Here is a 15,465-nt window from a genome sequence, read left to right as displayed (position 1 = left end):
CCGCCGGTCCCGGCGGCCGTTAGGGTTGACGCTGGTGTGCCGGGAAGCCTGGTCGGCGATGGATTCACCGACCCCAGCTCCCGAACGGACACCGCATGACCCACACCCCGCCTCCGTCGCGCCTGCTCTCGCGCCGCTCCTGGCCGGAAGCCCGCTTCCTGGCCGACGTGCTGCGCACCGAGACGGTCGGCGGCGCCCTGCTGCTGCTCGGCGCCGTGGTCGCGCTGATCTGGGCCAACTCACCGTGGCGCGCCGGGTACGCGGAACTGAGCCACTGGGTGCCCTGGCCCGGCGGCGCGGCGCTGCACCTCGACCTCAGCCTGCGCACCTGGGCCGCCGACGGGCTGCTGGCGATCTTCTTCTTCGTGGTGGGCCTGGAGCTCAAACGCGAGTTCGTCGCCGGTGACCTGCGGGATCCCCGCCGCGCCGCCCTGCCGGTGGTCGCGGCGATCGGCGGCATGGTCGCGCCCGCGCTGATCTACCTGGCGGTGACGATCGGCGCCGGCGGCGACGGACTGCGCGGCTGGGCCATCCCCACCGCCACCGACATCGCGTTCGCCCTCGCCGTGCTCGCCGTGGTCAGCTCCCACCTGCCGCAAGGGCTGCGCGCGTTCCTGCTCACCCTCGCGGTGGTGGACGACCTCTTCGCGATCACCATCATCGCGGTGTTCTACACCGCCGACTTCCACCCGCTGCCGCTGCTCGGCGCGCTGCTGCCGATCGCCGTGTTCGGGCTGCTCGTGCAGCGGCGGCGCACCTGGTGGTGGGCGCTGATCCCGCTGGCCGTGACCGCCTGGGCGCTCGTGCACGCCTCCGGTGTGCACGCCACGGTGGCGGGCGTGCTGCTCGGCTTCACGGTGCCCGTGCTGCGCGGGCGCGACGGCGCGCCCGGCCTGGCCGAGCGGCTGGAGCACCGGTGGCGGCCGGTCTCGGCCGGCCTGGCCGTACCGGTCTTCGCCTTCTTCGCCGCCGGGGTGACCCTGGTCGGCGTGGACGTGGGCGGCGTGCTGAGCAACCCGGTGGTGCTCGCGGTGGCCGCCGGCCTCGTGCTGGGCAAGGTCGTCGGCGTGTTCGGCTCGACGTACCTGCTCGCCCGGTTCACCCGGGCCGAACTGGACGAGGAGATCACCTGGGCCGACCTGCTCGGGCTGGCGCTGCTGGCCGGCATCGGCTTCACCGTGTCGCTGCTCATCGGCGAGCTCGCGTTCGGCGCGGGCAGCCCGGAGGAGGACGGCGTCAAGGTGGCGGTGCTGCTCGGCTCGCTGATCTCCGCCCTGCTCGCCTCGGTGGTGCTGGTCCGCCGCAACCGTGCCTACCGCCGGATCAGCGAGCGGGAGAACCGGGACGCCGACGGCGACGGCATCCCGGACGTCTACCAGGGCGGAACCGCCTGACCTGCGTCGCGCCGGCCGTCCCCAGGCAGCGGACGGCCGGCGCGACGCGGGCCGCTCAGTTCAGCTCCGCCACCGCCTCGAAGATCAGCCACAGGCCGCAGATGGCGAACAGCACGGCCGCGCCGTAGCGGATCGCCCGTTCCGGCAAGTGCCGGCCGAGCATCCGGCCCACCAGGATCGCCAGCGCGTCCGCGGCGACCATGCCGAGCGTCGACCCGAGCCAGGTGCCGAACCAGCCGTACTTGGTGGCCAGCGTGATGGTGGCGAGCATGGTCTTGTCGCCCAGCTCGGCCAGGAAGAACGCCACACCCACCGCGATGATGGCCGACTTGCCGCCGCGCTCGGCCTTACGCTTCTCCTCCTCGGTCAGCTTGTCGCCGCGCAGCGTCCAGGCGCCGAAGCCGAGGAACGCCAGACCGGCGATGAGCGAGATCCACCCGGTGGGCAGGGCGGCGCCCAGGCCGTACCCGATGGCCACCGAGGCGAGGTGCACGACCGCGGTGGCGATCGTGATGCCGATGAGCACCGGCACGGTCTTGAACCGGGTGGCGAACGTGAGTGCCATGAGCTGGGACTTGTCGCCCAGCTCCGCAACGAAGATCACGCCGAAGCTGACCACCAGCGCGACGAGGAAACCCTCCATGTGAACCTTCCCGATCAAGCCGGGAGGAGGAACGGGGGCGCCCTCGACCCGGCTGCGACAGCCTGAGTCGAAGGTCTCGCCCGCCCCGGAGACCGGGGCCGCGTGGCCGGATGCGGAACGCACCAGTGTGTCGACCACGACATTGGGGGCTACTCCCCTTCGCGCCGACCAGCCTAGCCGATCACCGGCGGCGCCCGTCAGCGGGTGTGGCCCGGACCACCCGGACCTCAGTCGGCCCGGGCCAGGCTCACCCCGAACAGCCCGTCCGGGTCGGTCCAGAACGCCTGCCTGTCGAACCCGGCGGCGGTCAGCTCGGCGGCGATCCCCTCCGGCCGGAACTTGGCCGACACCTCGGTCCGCAACTCCTCGCCGGCGGCGAACACGACGTCGGTGTCCAGCACCCGCACCCGGGTCGGGCGCTCGGCGCGCAGCCGCATCTCGATCCACTCCCGCGCCGGGTCCCAGACCGCCACGTGCCGGAACGCGTCGACGTCGAAGTCCGCGCCCAGCTCCCGGTTGATCACCCGGAGCACGTTGCGGTTGAACTCGGCGGTCACGCCGGCCGCGTCGTCGTAGGCGGGCACGATCACGGCCGAATCCTTGACCAGGTCGGTGCCGATCAGCAGCCAGTCGCCGGTCTCCAGCGCCGCGCGCATCGCGGTGAGGAACCCGGCCCGCTCCACCGGCAGCAGGTTGCCGATCGTGCCGCCGAGGAACGCCACCAGGCGCCGGCCGCCGGTGGGCAGCCGGTACAGGTGGCGGGTGAAGTCACCGACGATCCCCCGCACCCGCAGCCCCGGGTACGCGGCGGCGATCTGCTCGGTGGAGGAGCGCAACGCGCTCACCGACACGTCCAGCGGCACGAACGTGCCCAGGTCGCCGTGCCGGGTGAAGGCGTCCAGCAGCAGCCGCGTCTTCTCCGACGAGCCCGACCCCAGCTCGATCAGCGTCTTCGCGCCGGTCAGGGCGACGACGTCGTCGGCGTGCGCGGCCAGCACCGCCCTCTCGGCCCGGGTCGGGTAGTACTCCGGCAGGCGGGTGATCTCCTCGAACAGCTCGCTGCCCCGGGCGTCGTAGAACCACTTCGGCGGCAGCCACTTCGGCGTCGCGGACAGCCCCACCCGTACGTCCTCGCGCAACCCCCGGTCGAGGTCCCGCTCCTCCAGGTGGATCTCCAGCGGCTCCGCGCTCATCAGGTGTCCTCTCTGTCCTGCCGGTGGATGGGGAAGAAGGTCAGGCTGCGGTCAGCTCCCGGACGTCGAACGAGTCCGGGGACGCGACGACGAGCCGGCCGTCCGGCACCGCCCGCCAGGCCGGATCGTCGTCGAACGGCTCGGACGCCAGCAGCACGGAGTCCGGGCCGCGACGCGCCGACAGCGCGTGGCCGGCCGTGCTCGCCACCACCGTCGTACCGTCGGTGAGCAGCAGGTTCAGCCGTGATCCGGGAGCGGCGGCGGCGACCGCCGCGACGGTGTCCGCGACCGCCTCGTCCGGCGGCGCCCCGGCGCGCAGCCGGTGCCGGACCAGCGCCCACAGCAGCGCCGAGTCGGTCGGCACGTCGAGCGTGATCAGGTCGCGCACCGGCAGGCCGGCGGCGAGCGGGACCAGGCTGTCCGGCCAGCCCCGCACCACGCCGTTGTGGCTGAACAGCCAGCGGCCCTCGGCGAACGGCGCCGCCGCCGTCTCGTGCAGCGGCATGCCGACGGTGGCGGAGCGGACCGCCGCCAGCACCGCCCGTGCCCGCGTCACGGCGGCCAGCTCCGGCAGCGTGGTGTCGCTCCACATCGGCTGGGCCCGCCGGTACCGGACCGGGTCGCCGTCGTCGTCGGGGTACCAGGCGACGCCGAAGCCGTCGGCGTTGATGGTGCCGCCGCCGCGCATGTCACGCGGCGCCCACGACTGGCGCAGCAGGCCGTACGGCGGGTCGGACAGCAGGCTGCGCAGCAGCACGGGTGGACCGAGGTACGCGAGGTGACGGCACATCAGGCCGGCTCACTCCTCCGGGCCGGCGTCACGGGCACAGCGGAAACCGCTGAAGATCTGCCGCCGGATCGGGTAGTCCCAGTTGCGGAACGTGCCCCGGCAGGCGGACCGGTCGGTGCCGAACGAGCCGCCCCGCAGCACCCGGTGGTCGTCGCCGAAGAAGACCTCCGAGTACTCCCGGTACGGGAACGCGGTGAAGCCCGGATGCCCCCGGAACGACGACGAGGTCCACTCCCACACGTCGCCGACGAGCTGGTGCACGCCCAGCGGCGACGCGCCCGCCGGGTACGCGCCCACCGGCGCCGGCCACAGATGCCGCTGACCCAGGTTGGCGTGCTCGGCGCCCGGGTCCTCGTCGCCCCACGGGTAGCGGCGGGACCGGCCGGTCGCCGGGTCCCAGCGGGCCGCCTTCTCCCACTCCGCCTCGGTGGGCAGCCGCTTGCCGGCCCACGCCGCGTACGCCTGCGCCTCGTACCAGCAGACGTGCACCACCGGCTCGTCGTCGCGGACCGGCGACCAGCGGCCGAACCGGCGGTACGCCCAGCCGTCGCCGTCGCGCCGCCAGTGCATCGGCGCGCTCAGGTCGGCCTCGATCCGGTGCCGCCAGCCGGCCTCGCTCCACCAGCGCGGCTCGTCGTACCCGCCGTCGGCCATGAACGCCCGGTACTGCCCGTTGGTCACCGGCGCGGCGTCGATGAGGTACGCGGGCAGGTCGACGGTGTGCGCCGGGCGCTCGTTGTCCAGCGCCCACGGGTCGGTGGAGGTGCCCATGATGAACGGCCCGGCCGGCACCCGCACCTCGCCGCCGACGCGGGCCCGGGGCTCCGGCGGGGGCGGCGCGTGCAGCACCGGCGGGCCGGACCGCAGCTGGTGGGTGGCGAGCATGGTCTCGTCGTGCTGCTGCTCGTGCTGCACGATCATCCCGAACGCGAACCCGTCGGCGACGAGGGGGCGCTCGGTGAAGCGGATGCCGTCGAGCAGGTCGAACACCTTGTCCCGCACCGTGCGCACGTAGGCGCGCGCCTCGCCCGGCGGCAGCAGCGGCAGCGCCGGGCGGTCCTTGCGGGGCTGCTTGAACGCGTCGTAGAGGTCGTCGATGTCGTGGCGCACCGGCTCGCGTCCGCCGACGTCGCGGACCAGCCACAGCTCCTCCTGGTTGCCGACGTGCGCCAGGTCCCAGACCAGCGGCGACATCAGTGTGGAGTGCTGCCGGACCAGGTCGTCGTCGTCCACCGCGTCGGTGAGCGACGCGGTGCGGGCGCGGGTCCGCTCCAGCTCCGCGGCGATCCGGTCGCGCAGTCGTTCGGCGTCGGTGCCCGGTCGGTCGGTGGTGGTCACCGGTGTCCCCTCTCCGCGGCGGCGCGGCGCCGCCGGATCGCTCGGTGGGTCTCCTCGTGGATGGCGGGCGGCAGGTCGAGCCGGGGCAGGGCCGTCAGGGCCAGGTCGAACAGCGCCGTCGCGGCGGTGGCCAGCGGGCGCTCGGCCAGTCCGCACCGGGCCGCGGCGCGCCACCGGTCGGCCACCGGCGCGGCCGCCGCCAGCGCGTCGCGGGTGGTCGCCGGGTCGGCGAACAGCGCGGCCAGGACCACCAGCGGCACGGTCCACTCCGCGCCGGGCTGCGCGTCCAGGTAGCGCAGCTCCAGGTAGCCGCGCGGGCGTACCGGCGGGAACAGCGTGCTGACGTGGTATTCCAGGTCGTCGGTGGTGGGCGGGCGGGGCAGCGCGCCGGCCAGCCAGTCGGCGAACGTGACGTCCGGCGGCGCGGTCCAGTCCGGGCCGTCTCCGCGTACGCAGAGCAGCGGCGCGGCGAGCGCGTACCCGGTCCAGGCGGTCACCGGATCCTCGTCGGCGCGGGCCGCCGACCACACCGGGCTGGTCCGGGCCGGGTCGATGGCGAGCCAGGTGGCCATCCGGGCGGAGGCCCAGCCGGTGGCGCGGCCCGCGTGCCGTCCGGCGGTGGCGAAGGCGGCCAGCAGCGGCGGGCCGACGGCGTGCGCGCCGGCCCACCGCAGCGCGAGGTGCTCCGGCTCGCCCGCGTCCAGGCAGACCTGGAGCCCGGCCGTGCTGTACATCATCGCCCGTCCCGCCGGTCCGCGCCGGTCGAAGGCGCACCGCATCGCGCGGTAGCGGGGGGTTTCCACGACGGGTCGCGGCAGGCGCCAGGGGTCGATCCCGCTGCGGCCGAGCACCAGGCCGGCGGCGTCCAGGCGGGCCCGCAGCTCGGCGACGTCGGCCTCGGTGGCCAGGACGAGCGCGCCGACAGTCGGTCGCGGCGCCGCGGAGATCTCCACCTGCCCGCCGGGCTCCACGGTCACGGCGCTCGCGCGCCGGAGCTCGTCGGCCGGGCTGGTGGGGTCGAGCGTCACGGGGCTGTGCCGCCCCAGTGCCTTGCGTAGTCGCTCGCGGTCGACCGGCCGGGTCGGGTCCGCGGCGTCGTGCACGGTCCATTCCAGTTCGACGCCGACGAGCGTGGGTGGTCCGGTCTTGAAGCAGATCCGGGCGAGGTGGCCCCGGGCCGCCTCCTCGTCGCCCAGGACGACGGCGCGGTCCAGGTCCGGCGACATCACCATGGGGTGGCTCCTCCTCGGCGACGGGCGACCACGGTGTTGCGACGCGCCCGGCCCGTTCGGCGCGGGACGCCGTCACACCATCCTCTGTCTAGCAGACGTGATCCGCTTGCCCGGAGAGATGAATTTTTGTCCGGAATCTGATTGCGCCCCGGCGCTCAGTCGTCCTCGTCCTGGTCGCCGTTTTCGGCTGCCGGGGGCCCCGAAGGCTCGCCCACCAGATTCCGGCAGTAGCTCTCCACGTGCTCGGGTCCGCCGGCGGCGGTGACCAGGTCGTCGAAGCCGGGCCGGGTCAGGGCCTTCTCCCGCTGCCGGTCCGACTTGACCAGGTAGGCACGGCAGTGGGCGGCGAGCCGGTTGTTGCCCGCCGAGGGGGCGGGCGGCGCGGCCGGGACGCTCGGCGTCGGCGTCGGCGTGACGTCGCGGGTCGGCGGGGACGCCGCGCCGGACGCCTCGCCGGCCGGTGTGCTCGGCGCCGGTCGCGACGGCCCGGTGGCGGTGGGGCCGGTGGCGCCCGGGCCGCTCGTGGCCGGCGCCGGCGGGATCACCGGGTCGGGGTGGCGGTCCAGGCGTACGGCGGCGAAGGCCACGCCGGCGACCGCGGTGGCGGCCAGCCCGGACAGCGCGGCGGCGATCCGCAGGCGCCGGCGCGGCCGGACCGCGGGCACGGGCACCGGCGCGGGCGCCGCGCGGGCGGCCCGGAAGGCGGCGACCGCCCGGTCCTCGCCGGCGACCTCACCGGCGGTGGCCGGACCGGCCGCGGCCGACAGCAGCCGGGTCAGCGGGTCGGTCTCCGCCGCCGGTGGCGTCCCGGCGCGCGCGGCGTCGAGCAGGCGATCGGTTTCCGCCCGGTCGGCGGGCCCGCCGGACCGGCGAGCGTGCATGCCGTCTCCCCTCACGTCAGCCCTCCGCCGGCTCGGCCTCGGGCGCGTGCGGCACCTGGCGGTCGGTACGGGGACGCGGCGCGACGGCGCCCCGGGTGTCGTCCGGGACGCCGTCCGCCGCGGAGCGCTCCAGCATCGCGGCCAGCCGGCGCAGGCCCCGGTGTGCGGCGGTGCGCACGGCGCCGGCCCGCCGCCCCAGCACCCGCCCGGCGGTCTCGGCGTCGAGGCCGATGACGGCCCGCAGCATCACCGCCTCCGCCTCGGCCGGTGGCAGCGTACGGATCAGGGCCAGCGCGCTCTCGGTGGCGATTGCCTCACCGGCCCGGTCGGCGGTGTCCGCGTCGGCGGCCAGGTCGTTGAGCGCCTGCACCGGCACCGGGACCGACGGACGCCGCCGCTGCCGGCGCAGATGGTCCATGGCCCGGTTGCGGGCGATCGTGACCGCCCAGGCGCGGAACTCGCCACCGGTGAAGGAGGGCAGGTCCCGGGAGATCTGGAGCCACGCCTCGGAGGCCACGTCCTCGGCGTCGGCGCCGACGAGAGCGGTCAGGTAGCGCAGCAGGGCGGGCTGCAGGCTGCGGTAGAGGAACCGGAAAGCCTCCTCGTCGCCGGCCTGCGCCGCGGTGACCGCCTCGTTCAGCTCGGCCGTCACGGTCGCCGTCCGGCCCGGATCGCGTCCGGGCGCCGGACGCGCCGGGGAGCCAGTGGCCACACCGCCATCCGCACTCGCCCCCCCGGTGAGTTGATCTCGCACGCGCACAAGGATGCGATGCGCCATTGACACTGCCGCGCGGTCGGGCGTCGGCGGACATACGGTACCGACGGCCCGGGGCGGCCGGGAGCCGGGCCGACGGCTAGGAAACGCCGGGCGCTCCGGCAAGACTTGAGGGCCGAAGAAACAGAGACAAATGTCTACGCCCGGCTGCGGCGTGTCGTCGTAACGCGCCACGCGGGATGGACGCTGCACGGCGTGCGGACGCACCCGGTCGCGCCGGGCGGGAAGCGCCGTCGTGTTCCCATTCTGGCCGATCGTGCCGGTGCGGTCACGGTGCGCCGATCGCCGTCCCGGCTGGTGGACGGCCCCGCTGAACGCTTTCGATCCTTGGCCGAGATCGCGGGAAATACTTCGCGCCTGCTGTGGGTACGGTATGGGGGTGCTGTCCTCAGACGTCGTACTCAGCGGTCGGTACCGCCTGGAAGACCGTGTCGCCACCGGCGGCATGGGCGACGTCTGGCGTGCCACCGACCTGGTCCTCGGTCGTCCGGTCGCGGTGAAGGTGCTCCTTCCCGCCCTGGTGTCCGACCCCGACTTCATCGCCCGGTTCCGTTCCGAGGCGCGGATCATGGCCTCGCTGCGCCACCCCGGCGTGGTCCAGGTCTTCGACTGCGGCGAGGACGAGCTGCCCAGCGGCGGCCGGGCCGACTACCTGGTGATGGAGTTCGTCGCCGGTGAGCCGCTGTCGCGCCGGATCGAGGACGCCGGGTGCCTCGAGGTCGCCGAGACCATGTCGATCGTGGCCCAGGTGGCGCAGGCGCTGCACGCGGCACACGGGCGCGGCATCGTGCACCGCGACGTGAAGCCGAGCAATCTGCTGGTCCAGGACGACGGCACCGTGGTGCTGGTCGACTTCGGGGTGGCCCGCTCGACCAACGTCACGAGCATCACCAGCACCAACGCGGTGCCCGGCACCGCCCTCTACATGGCGCCGGAGCAGGCCGCCGGGCGGCCCGTCTCGGGCGCCACCGACGTGTACGCGCTCGGCGCGGTCGCCTACTGCTGCCTCACCGGCAGCCCGCCGTTCACCGGCGACAACCCGCTCCAGGTGGCCGTACGCCATCTCGACGACGAGCCGCCGGAGCTGCCGGCGGAGATCCCGGCCTCGGTGCGCGAGCTGGTGTCCCGGGCGCTGGCCAAGGACCCGGCCGATCGCTACCCGAGCGCCGCGGCGATGGCCGACGCGGCGCGGGCCGCGCGTACCGACTCGCCGACCGCGACGGTGGCGCTGCGCGGCGCGTCGAGCCCGGGACGGTCCCGCGACGACCAGCCGGCGGTGCGCCCGGGCGCGGCGGTGGCGACGTCGCGGCGGCGCAGCCGGCGCGGCACGCTCGTCGGGGCGCTGGGCGCGGTGCTGGTGGCGATGGGCGCGCTGGGCGCGCTCGTGGCCGCCGCGAACGACACCGCCGAGCCGGCCACGAAGATCGACTCGACACCCCCCGCGGTGGCGCCGAGCGACCCGGTCGCGGACCCGGTCGTCGACGAGCCGTCGCCGGGCGACGACTACACGTTCCGTCCGGTGGGTCCGGGCGACCGGCCGTCGGCCACGCCGTCGGTGACACCGAGCGCCTCGGCGGTCCCGTCGGCGCAGCCGAGCGTCAGCGAGGAGCCGGCGCCGACCGGCGCGCCGACCACCACGCCGCCCAGCACGCCGGCGCCGACGGCGCCCACCACCACGCCGGCACCCGACCCGACCACCGCCGACCCCGGCACCGGCGGCGGCGGTGACACCGGCGGGCAGCCGGCCACGCAGCCCTGACCCACCACGCACCACGAGCCGGCCCCGCCCACGGCGGAGCCGGCTCGTTCCGAGTACGGCCGGTGACTCTCAGTCCGCGCCGAGCGACGCCACCACCGGCCGGGACAGGGCCCGGCGGGCCGGCAGGACCGAGGCGAGCAGCGCGGCCACCACCGCCACCGCGACGATCAGCCCGATCCGCGCCCAGGGCAGGACGAGGGTGAAGTCCCCGCCGATGCGGGCCACCACGGCCATCGCCCCGGCGGCCGTCCCGGTGCCGAGCGCGATGCCGAGCAGCGTGCCGACGAGCGCGGTGAGCACCGCCTCGACCGCCAGCACACCCCGCATCCCGGCCCAGCTCAGGCCGACCGCACGCAGCACCGCCGTCTCCCGGGTGCGTTCCACCACGGACAGGCTGAGCGTGTTGGCGACCCCCACCAGCGAGATCACCACGGCCAGGCCGAGCAGCGCGGTGACGAACCCCAGCACCAGGTCGACGGTGCCGGTGAGCATCTTCTTGTACGCGGCCTGGTCCATCACGTTCACCGTCGGGTAGCGCGCCAGCACCGACTCGACGGCGCTCCGGGCCACGTCGACGCTCACCCCGGCGGCCGGGTCGACCTCGGCCAGGTAGCCGCGCTCGGTCGGGAACAGGGCGGTGAAGTCGACGTCCGGCACGTCCACCAGGTGACCGGGAGGCACCGGGCTGCCGGCCATGACCGGCTCCTCGTCGGCCACCACCGCGGCGACCCGGAACGACCGGCCGGCGAGGGTGACGGTGGATCCGGCCGTCCAGCCCCTGGTCGCAGCCAGTTCGCGGTGCACCAGCACCGACCCCGGCCCCAGGTCCGCCGGGTCACCGGCGTCCACGGCGGACAGCGTCCGCCGGACCAGCGCCGGGTGCGCGGCCCGCAGCTGCATGTCGCCGACCACCCGGCTGCGCTGCTCGTGCACCACACCCAGCTCCGGGCGGGCGGCCAGCTCGTCGGTGAGCGTGGCCGGCAGGTCACCGCCGATGCCGGTGACCAGGAAGTCCACGCCGATCCGGGCGTCCACCGCGCGTTCGATGCCGGACTTGACGCTCGCCGCGCCGACCACGAACGCCGAGACCAGCCCGATGCCGATCACCATGGCCGTCGCGGTGGCGGCGACCCGGCGCGGGTTGCGCACCGCGTTCGACATGGCCAGCCCGCCGGTGGCGCCGAACGCCGCGCGGAACGGCCCGCCGAGCACCCGTACCAGCGCCGGCACCAGCACCGGGCCGAACGCCACGATGCCGCCGAAGGCCAGCAACCCGCCGGCCGCGACCAGCACCACCTGACCGGTGGCGCCGGCGCCGGCCAGCGCCGCCACACCGGCGGCCAGTGCCAGCGCGCCGACCGCCAGCCGGATCCGCCCGGCCGGACGGACCGGGTTGACCGCCGCGTCGGTGAGCGCCGCGACCGGCGCGACCCGCGTCCCCTGCCAGGCCGGCAACGCGGCCGACGCCACGGTGAGCAGCGTCCCCAGCCCCAGCGAGACCAGCAGCGTACGCGGGGTCAGCGTGAGTCCGCTGCCCAGCGGCGCGCCGGTGCCGGCGAGCAGGACGCCGAGACCGCCGGCCACCGCCGCGCCCGCCAGCACCCCGACCACGGAGGCGAGCAGGCCGGTCACCGCCGCCTCGGACAGCGTGGCCCGGTAGATCTGTCCCCGGGTGGCCCCGACCAGGCGCAGCAGCGCGGTACGCCGGGACCGCTGGGCGAGCACGATGGCGAAGGTGTTGGCGATCACGAAGCCGGCCACCACCACCGCGACCGCGGCGAACGTGCCGAGCAGCATCCCGAACTGCCGCAGGTCGCGTACCGCGTCGTCGACCGCCGCATCGAGGATGGCGTCGCGGTCCCGGACCGTCGCGTCCGGTCCCACCACGGCGCGGATCCGGTTGGCGAGCGCCGCCGTGTCCACGCCGGGGCGCGCCGCCACCATGATCCGGCCGTAGCCCTTCTCGCCGCTGACGGCGAGCGCGTCCGGGCCGGTCAGCCCGATGTACGGGCCACCGACGTCGCGGGAGCTGCCGTCCACGTCGACGGTGCCGACCAGCGTGTACGGGCGGGCCGCGCCGTCGCGTCCGCCGATGGACACCGGGCCGCCGACGGTGAAGCGCTCCTCGGCGACGGTCTCGTCGTCGAGGACCACCTCGCCGGGGCGCTGCGGCAGCCGCCCGGCGACCACGTCGTAGGACTGCAGGGCCGCCTCGGTGGGGACGGCGGCGAGCACCGCGTACCCGAGGACGGGACGGCCGTCGGCGCCGACCACCCCGGCGGAGCCGGTCAGCTCCCCCGCGGCGGCGGCCACCCCGTGGAGGGCGCGTACCCGCTCCACGAGCGCCGGGGGCAGCGGGTCGGTCTCGGCGTACGCGGCCAGGTCGGTGTGTCTGTCGAACTCGCCGGCCCGCTCGTACGCCCCGGCGCGCATGCCGTCGATGAACATCAGCGTGCCGGCGACGAACGCGACGCCGAGCACGATCGCCAGGGAGGACAGCAGCAGGCGCAGGCCGTCGGCGCGGACCTGGCGCAGGGTCAGGCGCAGCATGCCGGTCACCGCCCCACCGGCGCGACGGCCGGGTCGAGGCGGCTGAGCGCGTCGCGGACCTCGCCGACCGTCGGCGCGTGCAGCTCGTCGACCAGCCGGCCGTCGGCGAGGAAGACCACCCGGTCGGCGTGCGCGGCGGCGGCCGGGTCGTGGGTGACCATGACGACGGTCTGGCCGAGCAGGTCCACCGCCTCGCGCAGCAGCCGCAGCACCTCGGCGCCGGAGCGCGAGTCGAGGTTGCCGGTCGGCTCGTCGGCGAAGATCACCCAGGGCCGGGTGATCAGCGCGCGGGCCACCGCGACGCGCTGCTGCTGCCCGCCGGACAGCTCCGCCGGGCGGTGCCCGAGGCGGTCGGTCAGGCCCACCGCGGCCACCACCTGACGCAGCCACGCCGGGTCCGGGCGGCGGCCGGCGATCGCCAGCGGCAGGACGATGTTCTCCTGCGCGGTGAGCGTCGGCAGCAGGTTGAACTTCTGGAAGACGAAGCCGATCCGGTCCCGGCGCAGCCGGGTGAGCCGCCGGTCGTCCAGGCGCGTCAGGTCGGCGTCACCGATGTGGACCGCCCCGGCGGTCGGCCGGTCGAGGCCGGCGAGGCAGTGCAGCAGGGTGGACTTGCCGGAGCCGGACGGGCCCATGACGGCGGTGAACCGGGCGGCGGCCAGGTCGAGGTCGACGCCGTCGAGCGCGACGACGCGGGACTGCCCGGCGCCGTACTCCATGCGCAGCGCGCGGGCGGCGAGGGCGACGCCGGTGGTCGGTGTTGCGGACACTGTGGTGCTCCTGTCGGACACGGTCTGAAGACCCTTCCGACGCTAGGGCCGGCACCGGCCAGTTGATCTCCACCTGCGCGCTCGACCTCGGTGCGACCGAGGTCGTCCCCCACCGGGGAAACCCGTACGACCTGAGGCGTACGCCGGGTCAGCCGCCGGGCGTGATCAGGCCGCTCTCGTACGCCAAAACGACCGCCTGGACCCGGTCGCGCAGCTGGAGCTTGGCCAGGATGCGCCCGACGTGGGTCTTCACCGTCGCCTCCGCGACGTGCACCCGGGCGGCGATCTCGGCGTTGGACAGCCCCTGTGCCACCAGCAGCAGCACCTCCCGCTCCCGCTCGGTGAGCTGGGCCAGCCGGGGATCGGCGGCCGGCGCCGGGCCGAGCTGCCCGGCGAACCGGTCGAGCAGCCGGCGGGTGATCGACGGGGCCACCACCGAGTCGCCCTGCGCGACGACCCGGATCGCGGCCATCAGGTCCTCCGGCGGCACATTCTTGAGCAGGAACCCGCTCGCCCCGGCGCGCAGCGCGGCGAACGCGTCGGCCTCCGTGTCGAACGTGGTCAGCGCCAGCACGCGGGGGCGGTTGCCGGGCGGCCGGGCGCAGATCCGGCGGGTCGCCTCCACCCCGTCCATGGTGGGCATGCGCAGGTCCATCACCACCACGTCGACGGCGACGCGGTCCAGCACCCGCAGCGCGTCCGCGCCGTCGATGGCCTCGGCGACCACCGCCAGGTCGGGCTGGGAGTCGAGCACCATCCGGAACCCGGCGCGCACCAGCGCCTGGTCGTCGACGATCATCACCCGCACGGTCACGCCGCCGCGCTCCCTTCCTCCGTGGTGGTCGCCGGGGGCAGCGGCAGCCGCGCCTGGACCCGCCAGCCACCGGCAAGTGTGGGGCCGGCGGTGAGGCTGCCGTCGTACACCCCGACCCGTTCCCGCATGCCGACCAGGCCGTGGCCGCCGGACGGCGCCGGCCGGTCGACCGGCCGGCCGCGCCCGTCGTCCACCGCGCGGACCACGACGGCGTCGGCGCTCCAGTCCAGCGTCAGCTCCACCGACGCGCCGACGCCCGCGTGCTTGAGCGTGTTGGTCAGGCTCTCCTGCACCACCCGGTAGACGGTCAGCTCCAGGCCGGGCGGCAGCGGCGGCGCCGTGCCGGCGCCGCCGCAGGCGACCCGCAGCCCGGCGGCGCGGAACCGGTCGAGCAACGCGGGCAGCTCCACCAGCGCGGGGCGGCGGTGCGCCGGCTCGGCGGCGGCCTCGTCCGCCGGGTCCGGCTGCGTCGGGGTGGGTTCCCGCAGTACGCCGACCAGCCGCCGCATCTCCTCCAGCGCCTGCCGGCCGGTGTCCGCCACCACCTTGGCCGCCTCCCGGGCGGTGTCCGGATCCCGGTCGAGCGTGAACCGCACCCCGTCCGCCTGCACGATCATCACGGCCATGCTGTGGGCGACCACGTCGTGCAGCTCACGGGCGATCCGGGTGCGCTCCTCGGCCACCGCGGCCCGCGCCTCCGCCTCCCGTTCGCGTTCCAGCGTGGCGGCCCGGTCCTCCAGGCTGAGCACGTAGAGCCGGCGGGTCCGCATGTTCAGCCCGCCCAGCCAGACCGCGCCGACGACCAGGGCGTAGAAGAACGCGCCCATCCACCAGGGCCCGGAGCCCGGCGTCTGGAGCGCGGCGAGCACCCCGCCGAGCACCCCGACGACACCGGCCACGATGCCGTCGCGCAGCCGGTCGGCGTACTTGACCACGCTGTAGAGGGCGATCAGCACGGCGATGTCGTAGGCGAGCGGACCCCAGCCGGCGATCACCTGGACCAACGCGAGCGCGGCCACCGCGACGGCGACCGCCGTCGGGTGGGTACGCCGGAAGAACACCGCCACCGCCGCCGCCAGCCCGACCGCGAACGCCGGTACGCCGATCTGGCCGGCGAGGTACGCGGAGACGGCGAAGAACACGACCAGCCCGCAGACGGCGGTGTCGAAGGCGATGCCGCGCAGCGGACGGCCGAGGATGAGGCGAGCCACGACTCCCCAGCCTAGGCCCGCTCTCCCGACCTCTCCCCCACCGCCCCACGTCGCGGTGATCATGAGGTTGACGGGCGTCGCCGTCCCTTTTGTCGCCGCCAACCTCATGATCACC

Annotated in this window: 13 protein-coding genes; 2 read left to right on the top strand and 11 right to left on the bottom strand. The window is 75.4% G+C overall.

Translation table 11 applies throughout. The features are described 5' to 3' along the window. The first annotated feature begins 95 nt into the window (after window positions 1–95). Entirely contained in the window at window positions 96–1,394 is a 1,299-nt protein-coding gene (gene nhaA, locus ACSDG8_RS00280) for a Na+/H+ antiporter NhaA (RefSeq protein WP_439427499.1), read from the top strand. Between the two features lie 55 nt (window positions 1,395–1,449). Here nhaA and ACSDG8_RS00275 read toward each other — a convergent pair whose 3' ends face one another. The 7 genes from ACSDG8_RS00275 to ACSDG8_RS00245 form a co-directional block, all read right to left on the bottom strand. Further along, the gene (locus ACSDG8_RS00275; protein ID WP_210894687.1) at window positions 1,450–2,037 is read right to left on the bottom strand and encodes a TMEM165/GDT1 family protein; all 588 of its coding nucleotides are present in this window, start codon (window positions 2,035–2,037) and stop codon (window positions 1,450–1,452) included. A gap of 227 nt (window positions 2,038–2,264) precedes the next feature. After that, a complete protein-coding gene (gene egtD, locus ACSDG8_RS00270) occupies window positions 2,265–3,230 on the bottom strand; it encodes an L-histidine N(alpha)-methyltransferase (protein WP_439427498.1) in 966 nt (321 codons plus the stop codon). Window positions 3,231–3,270: 40 nt separating this feature from the next. Beyond that, window positions 3,271–4,020 carry an ergothioneine biosynthesis protein EgtC gene (egtC, locus tag ACSDG8_RS00265; RefSeq protein WP_210894691.1) on the bottom strand — a complete coding sequence of 250 codons (750 nt, stop codon included), beginning with the start codon at window positions 4,018–4,020 and terminating at the stop codon, window positions 3,271–3,273. Window positions 4,021–4,029: 9 nt separating this feature from the next. Further along, window positions 4,030–5,358, bottom strand: a complete 1,329-nt coding sequence (egtB, locus tag ACSDG8_RS00260; protein WP_210894693.1) for an ergothioneine biosynthesis protein EgtB — start codon at window positions 5,356–5,358, stop codon at window positions 4,030–4,032. Continuing rightward, complete coding sequence (egtA, locus tag ACSDG8_RS00255; protein ID WP_210894695.1) at window positions 5,355–6,590, bottom strand: ergothioneine biosynthesis glutamate--cysteine ligase EgtA; 1,236 nt, start codon at window positions 6,588–6,590, stop codon at window positions 5,355–5,357. The genes egtB and egtA overlap by 4 nt, the downstream gene beginning before the upstream one ends. A 155-nt stretch (window positions 6,591–6,745) precedes the next feature. Continuing rightward, complete coding sequence (locus ACSDG8_RS00250; protein WP_247678509.1) at window positions 6,746–7,471, bottom strand: hypothetical protein; 726 nt, start codon at window positions 7,469–7,471, stop codon at window positions 6,746–6,748. Between the two features lie 16 nt (window positions 7,472–7,487). Beyond that, entirely contained in the window at window positions 7,488–8,123 is a 636-nt protein-coding gene (locus ACSDG8_RS00245) for an RNA polymerase sigma factor (RefSeq protein WP_210894700.1), read from the bottom strand. A 496-nt stretch (window positions 8,124–8,619) separates the two neighbouring features. Between ACSDG8_RS00245 and ACSDG8_RS00240 the strand changes: the two genes are divergently transcribed. Further along, window positions 8,620–10,005 carry a serine/threonine-protein kinase gene (locus ACSDG8_RS00240; protein WP_210894702.1) on the top strand — a complete coding sequence of 462 codons (1,386 nt, stop codon included), beginning with the start codon at window positions 8,620–8,622 and terminating at the stop codon, window positions 10,003–10,005. Window positions 10,006–10,074: 69 nt separating this feature from the next. Here ACSDG8_RS00240 and ACSDG8_RS00235 read toward each other — a convergent pair whose 3' ends face one another. The 4 genes from ACSDG8_RS00235 to ACSDG8_RS00220 all read right to left on the bottom strand — a co-directional run bounded on the left by ACSDG8_RS00235 (window position 10,075) and on the right by ACSDG8_RS00220 (window position 15,413). Continuing rightward, window positions 10,075–12,555 (bottom strand): ABC transporter permease, encoded by a 2,481-nt coding sequence (locus ACSDG8_RS00235; protein WP_210894703.1) that lies wholly within the window; start codon window positions 12,553–12,555, stop codon window positions 10,075–10,077. Between the two features lie 5 nt (window positions 12,556–12,560). Then, window positions 12,561–13,325 (bottom strand): ABC transporter ATP-binding protein, encoded by a 765-nt coding sequence (locus ACSDG8_RS00230; RefSeq protein ID WP_210894704.1) that lies wholly within the window; start codon window positions 13,323–13,325, stop codon window positions 12,561–12,563. 148 nt (window positions 13,326–13,473) lie between these two features. Further along, complete coding sequence (locus ACSDG8_RS00225) at window positions 13,474–14,139, bottom strand: response regulator (protein ID WP_210894705.1); 666 nt, start codon at window positions 14,137–14,139, stop codon at window positions 13,474–13,476. Further along, window positions 14,136–15,413, bottom strand: a complete 1,278-nt coding sequence (locus ACSDG8_RS00220) for a sensor histidine kinase (RefSeq protein ID WP_210942935.1) — start codon at window positions 15,411–15,413, stop codon at window positions 14,136–14,138. The genes ACSDG8_RS00225 and ACSDG8_RS00220 overlap by 4 nt, the downstream gene beginning before the upstream one ends. Between the last annotated feature and the right edge of the window lie 52 nt (window positions 15,414–15,465).

This window comes from Micromonospora sp. LA-10 (genome assembly GCF_051853095.1).
Lineage (GTDB): Bacteria > Actinomycetota > Actinomycetes > Mycobacteriales > Micromonosporaceae > Micromonospora > Micromonospora echinospora_A.
The sequence above is the reverse complement of the archived record's forward strand: the minus strand, read 5'-3'. Positions and strand labels throughout refer to the sequence as shown.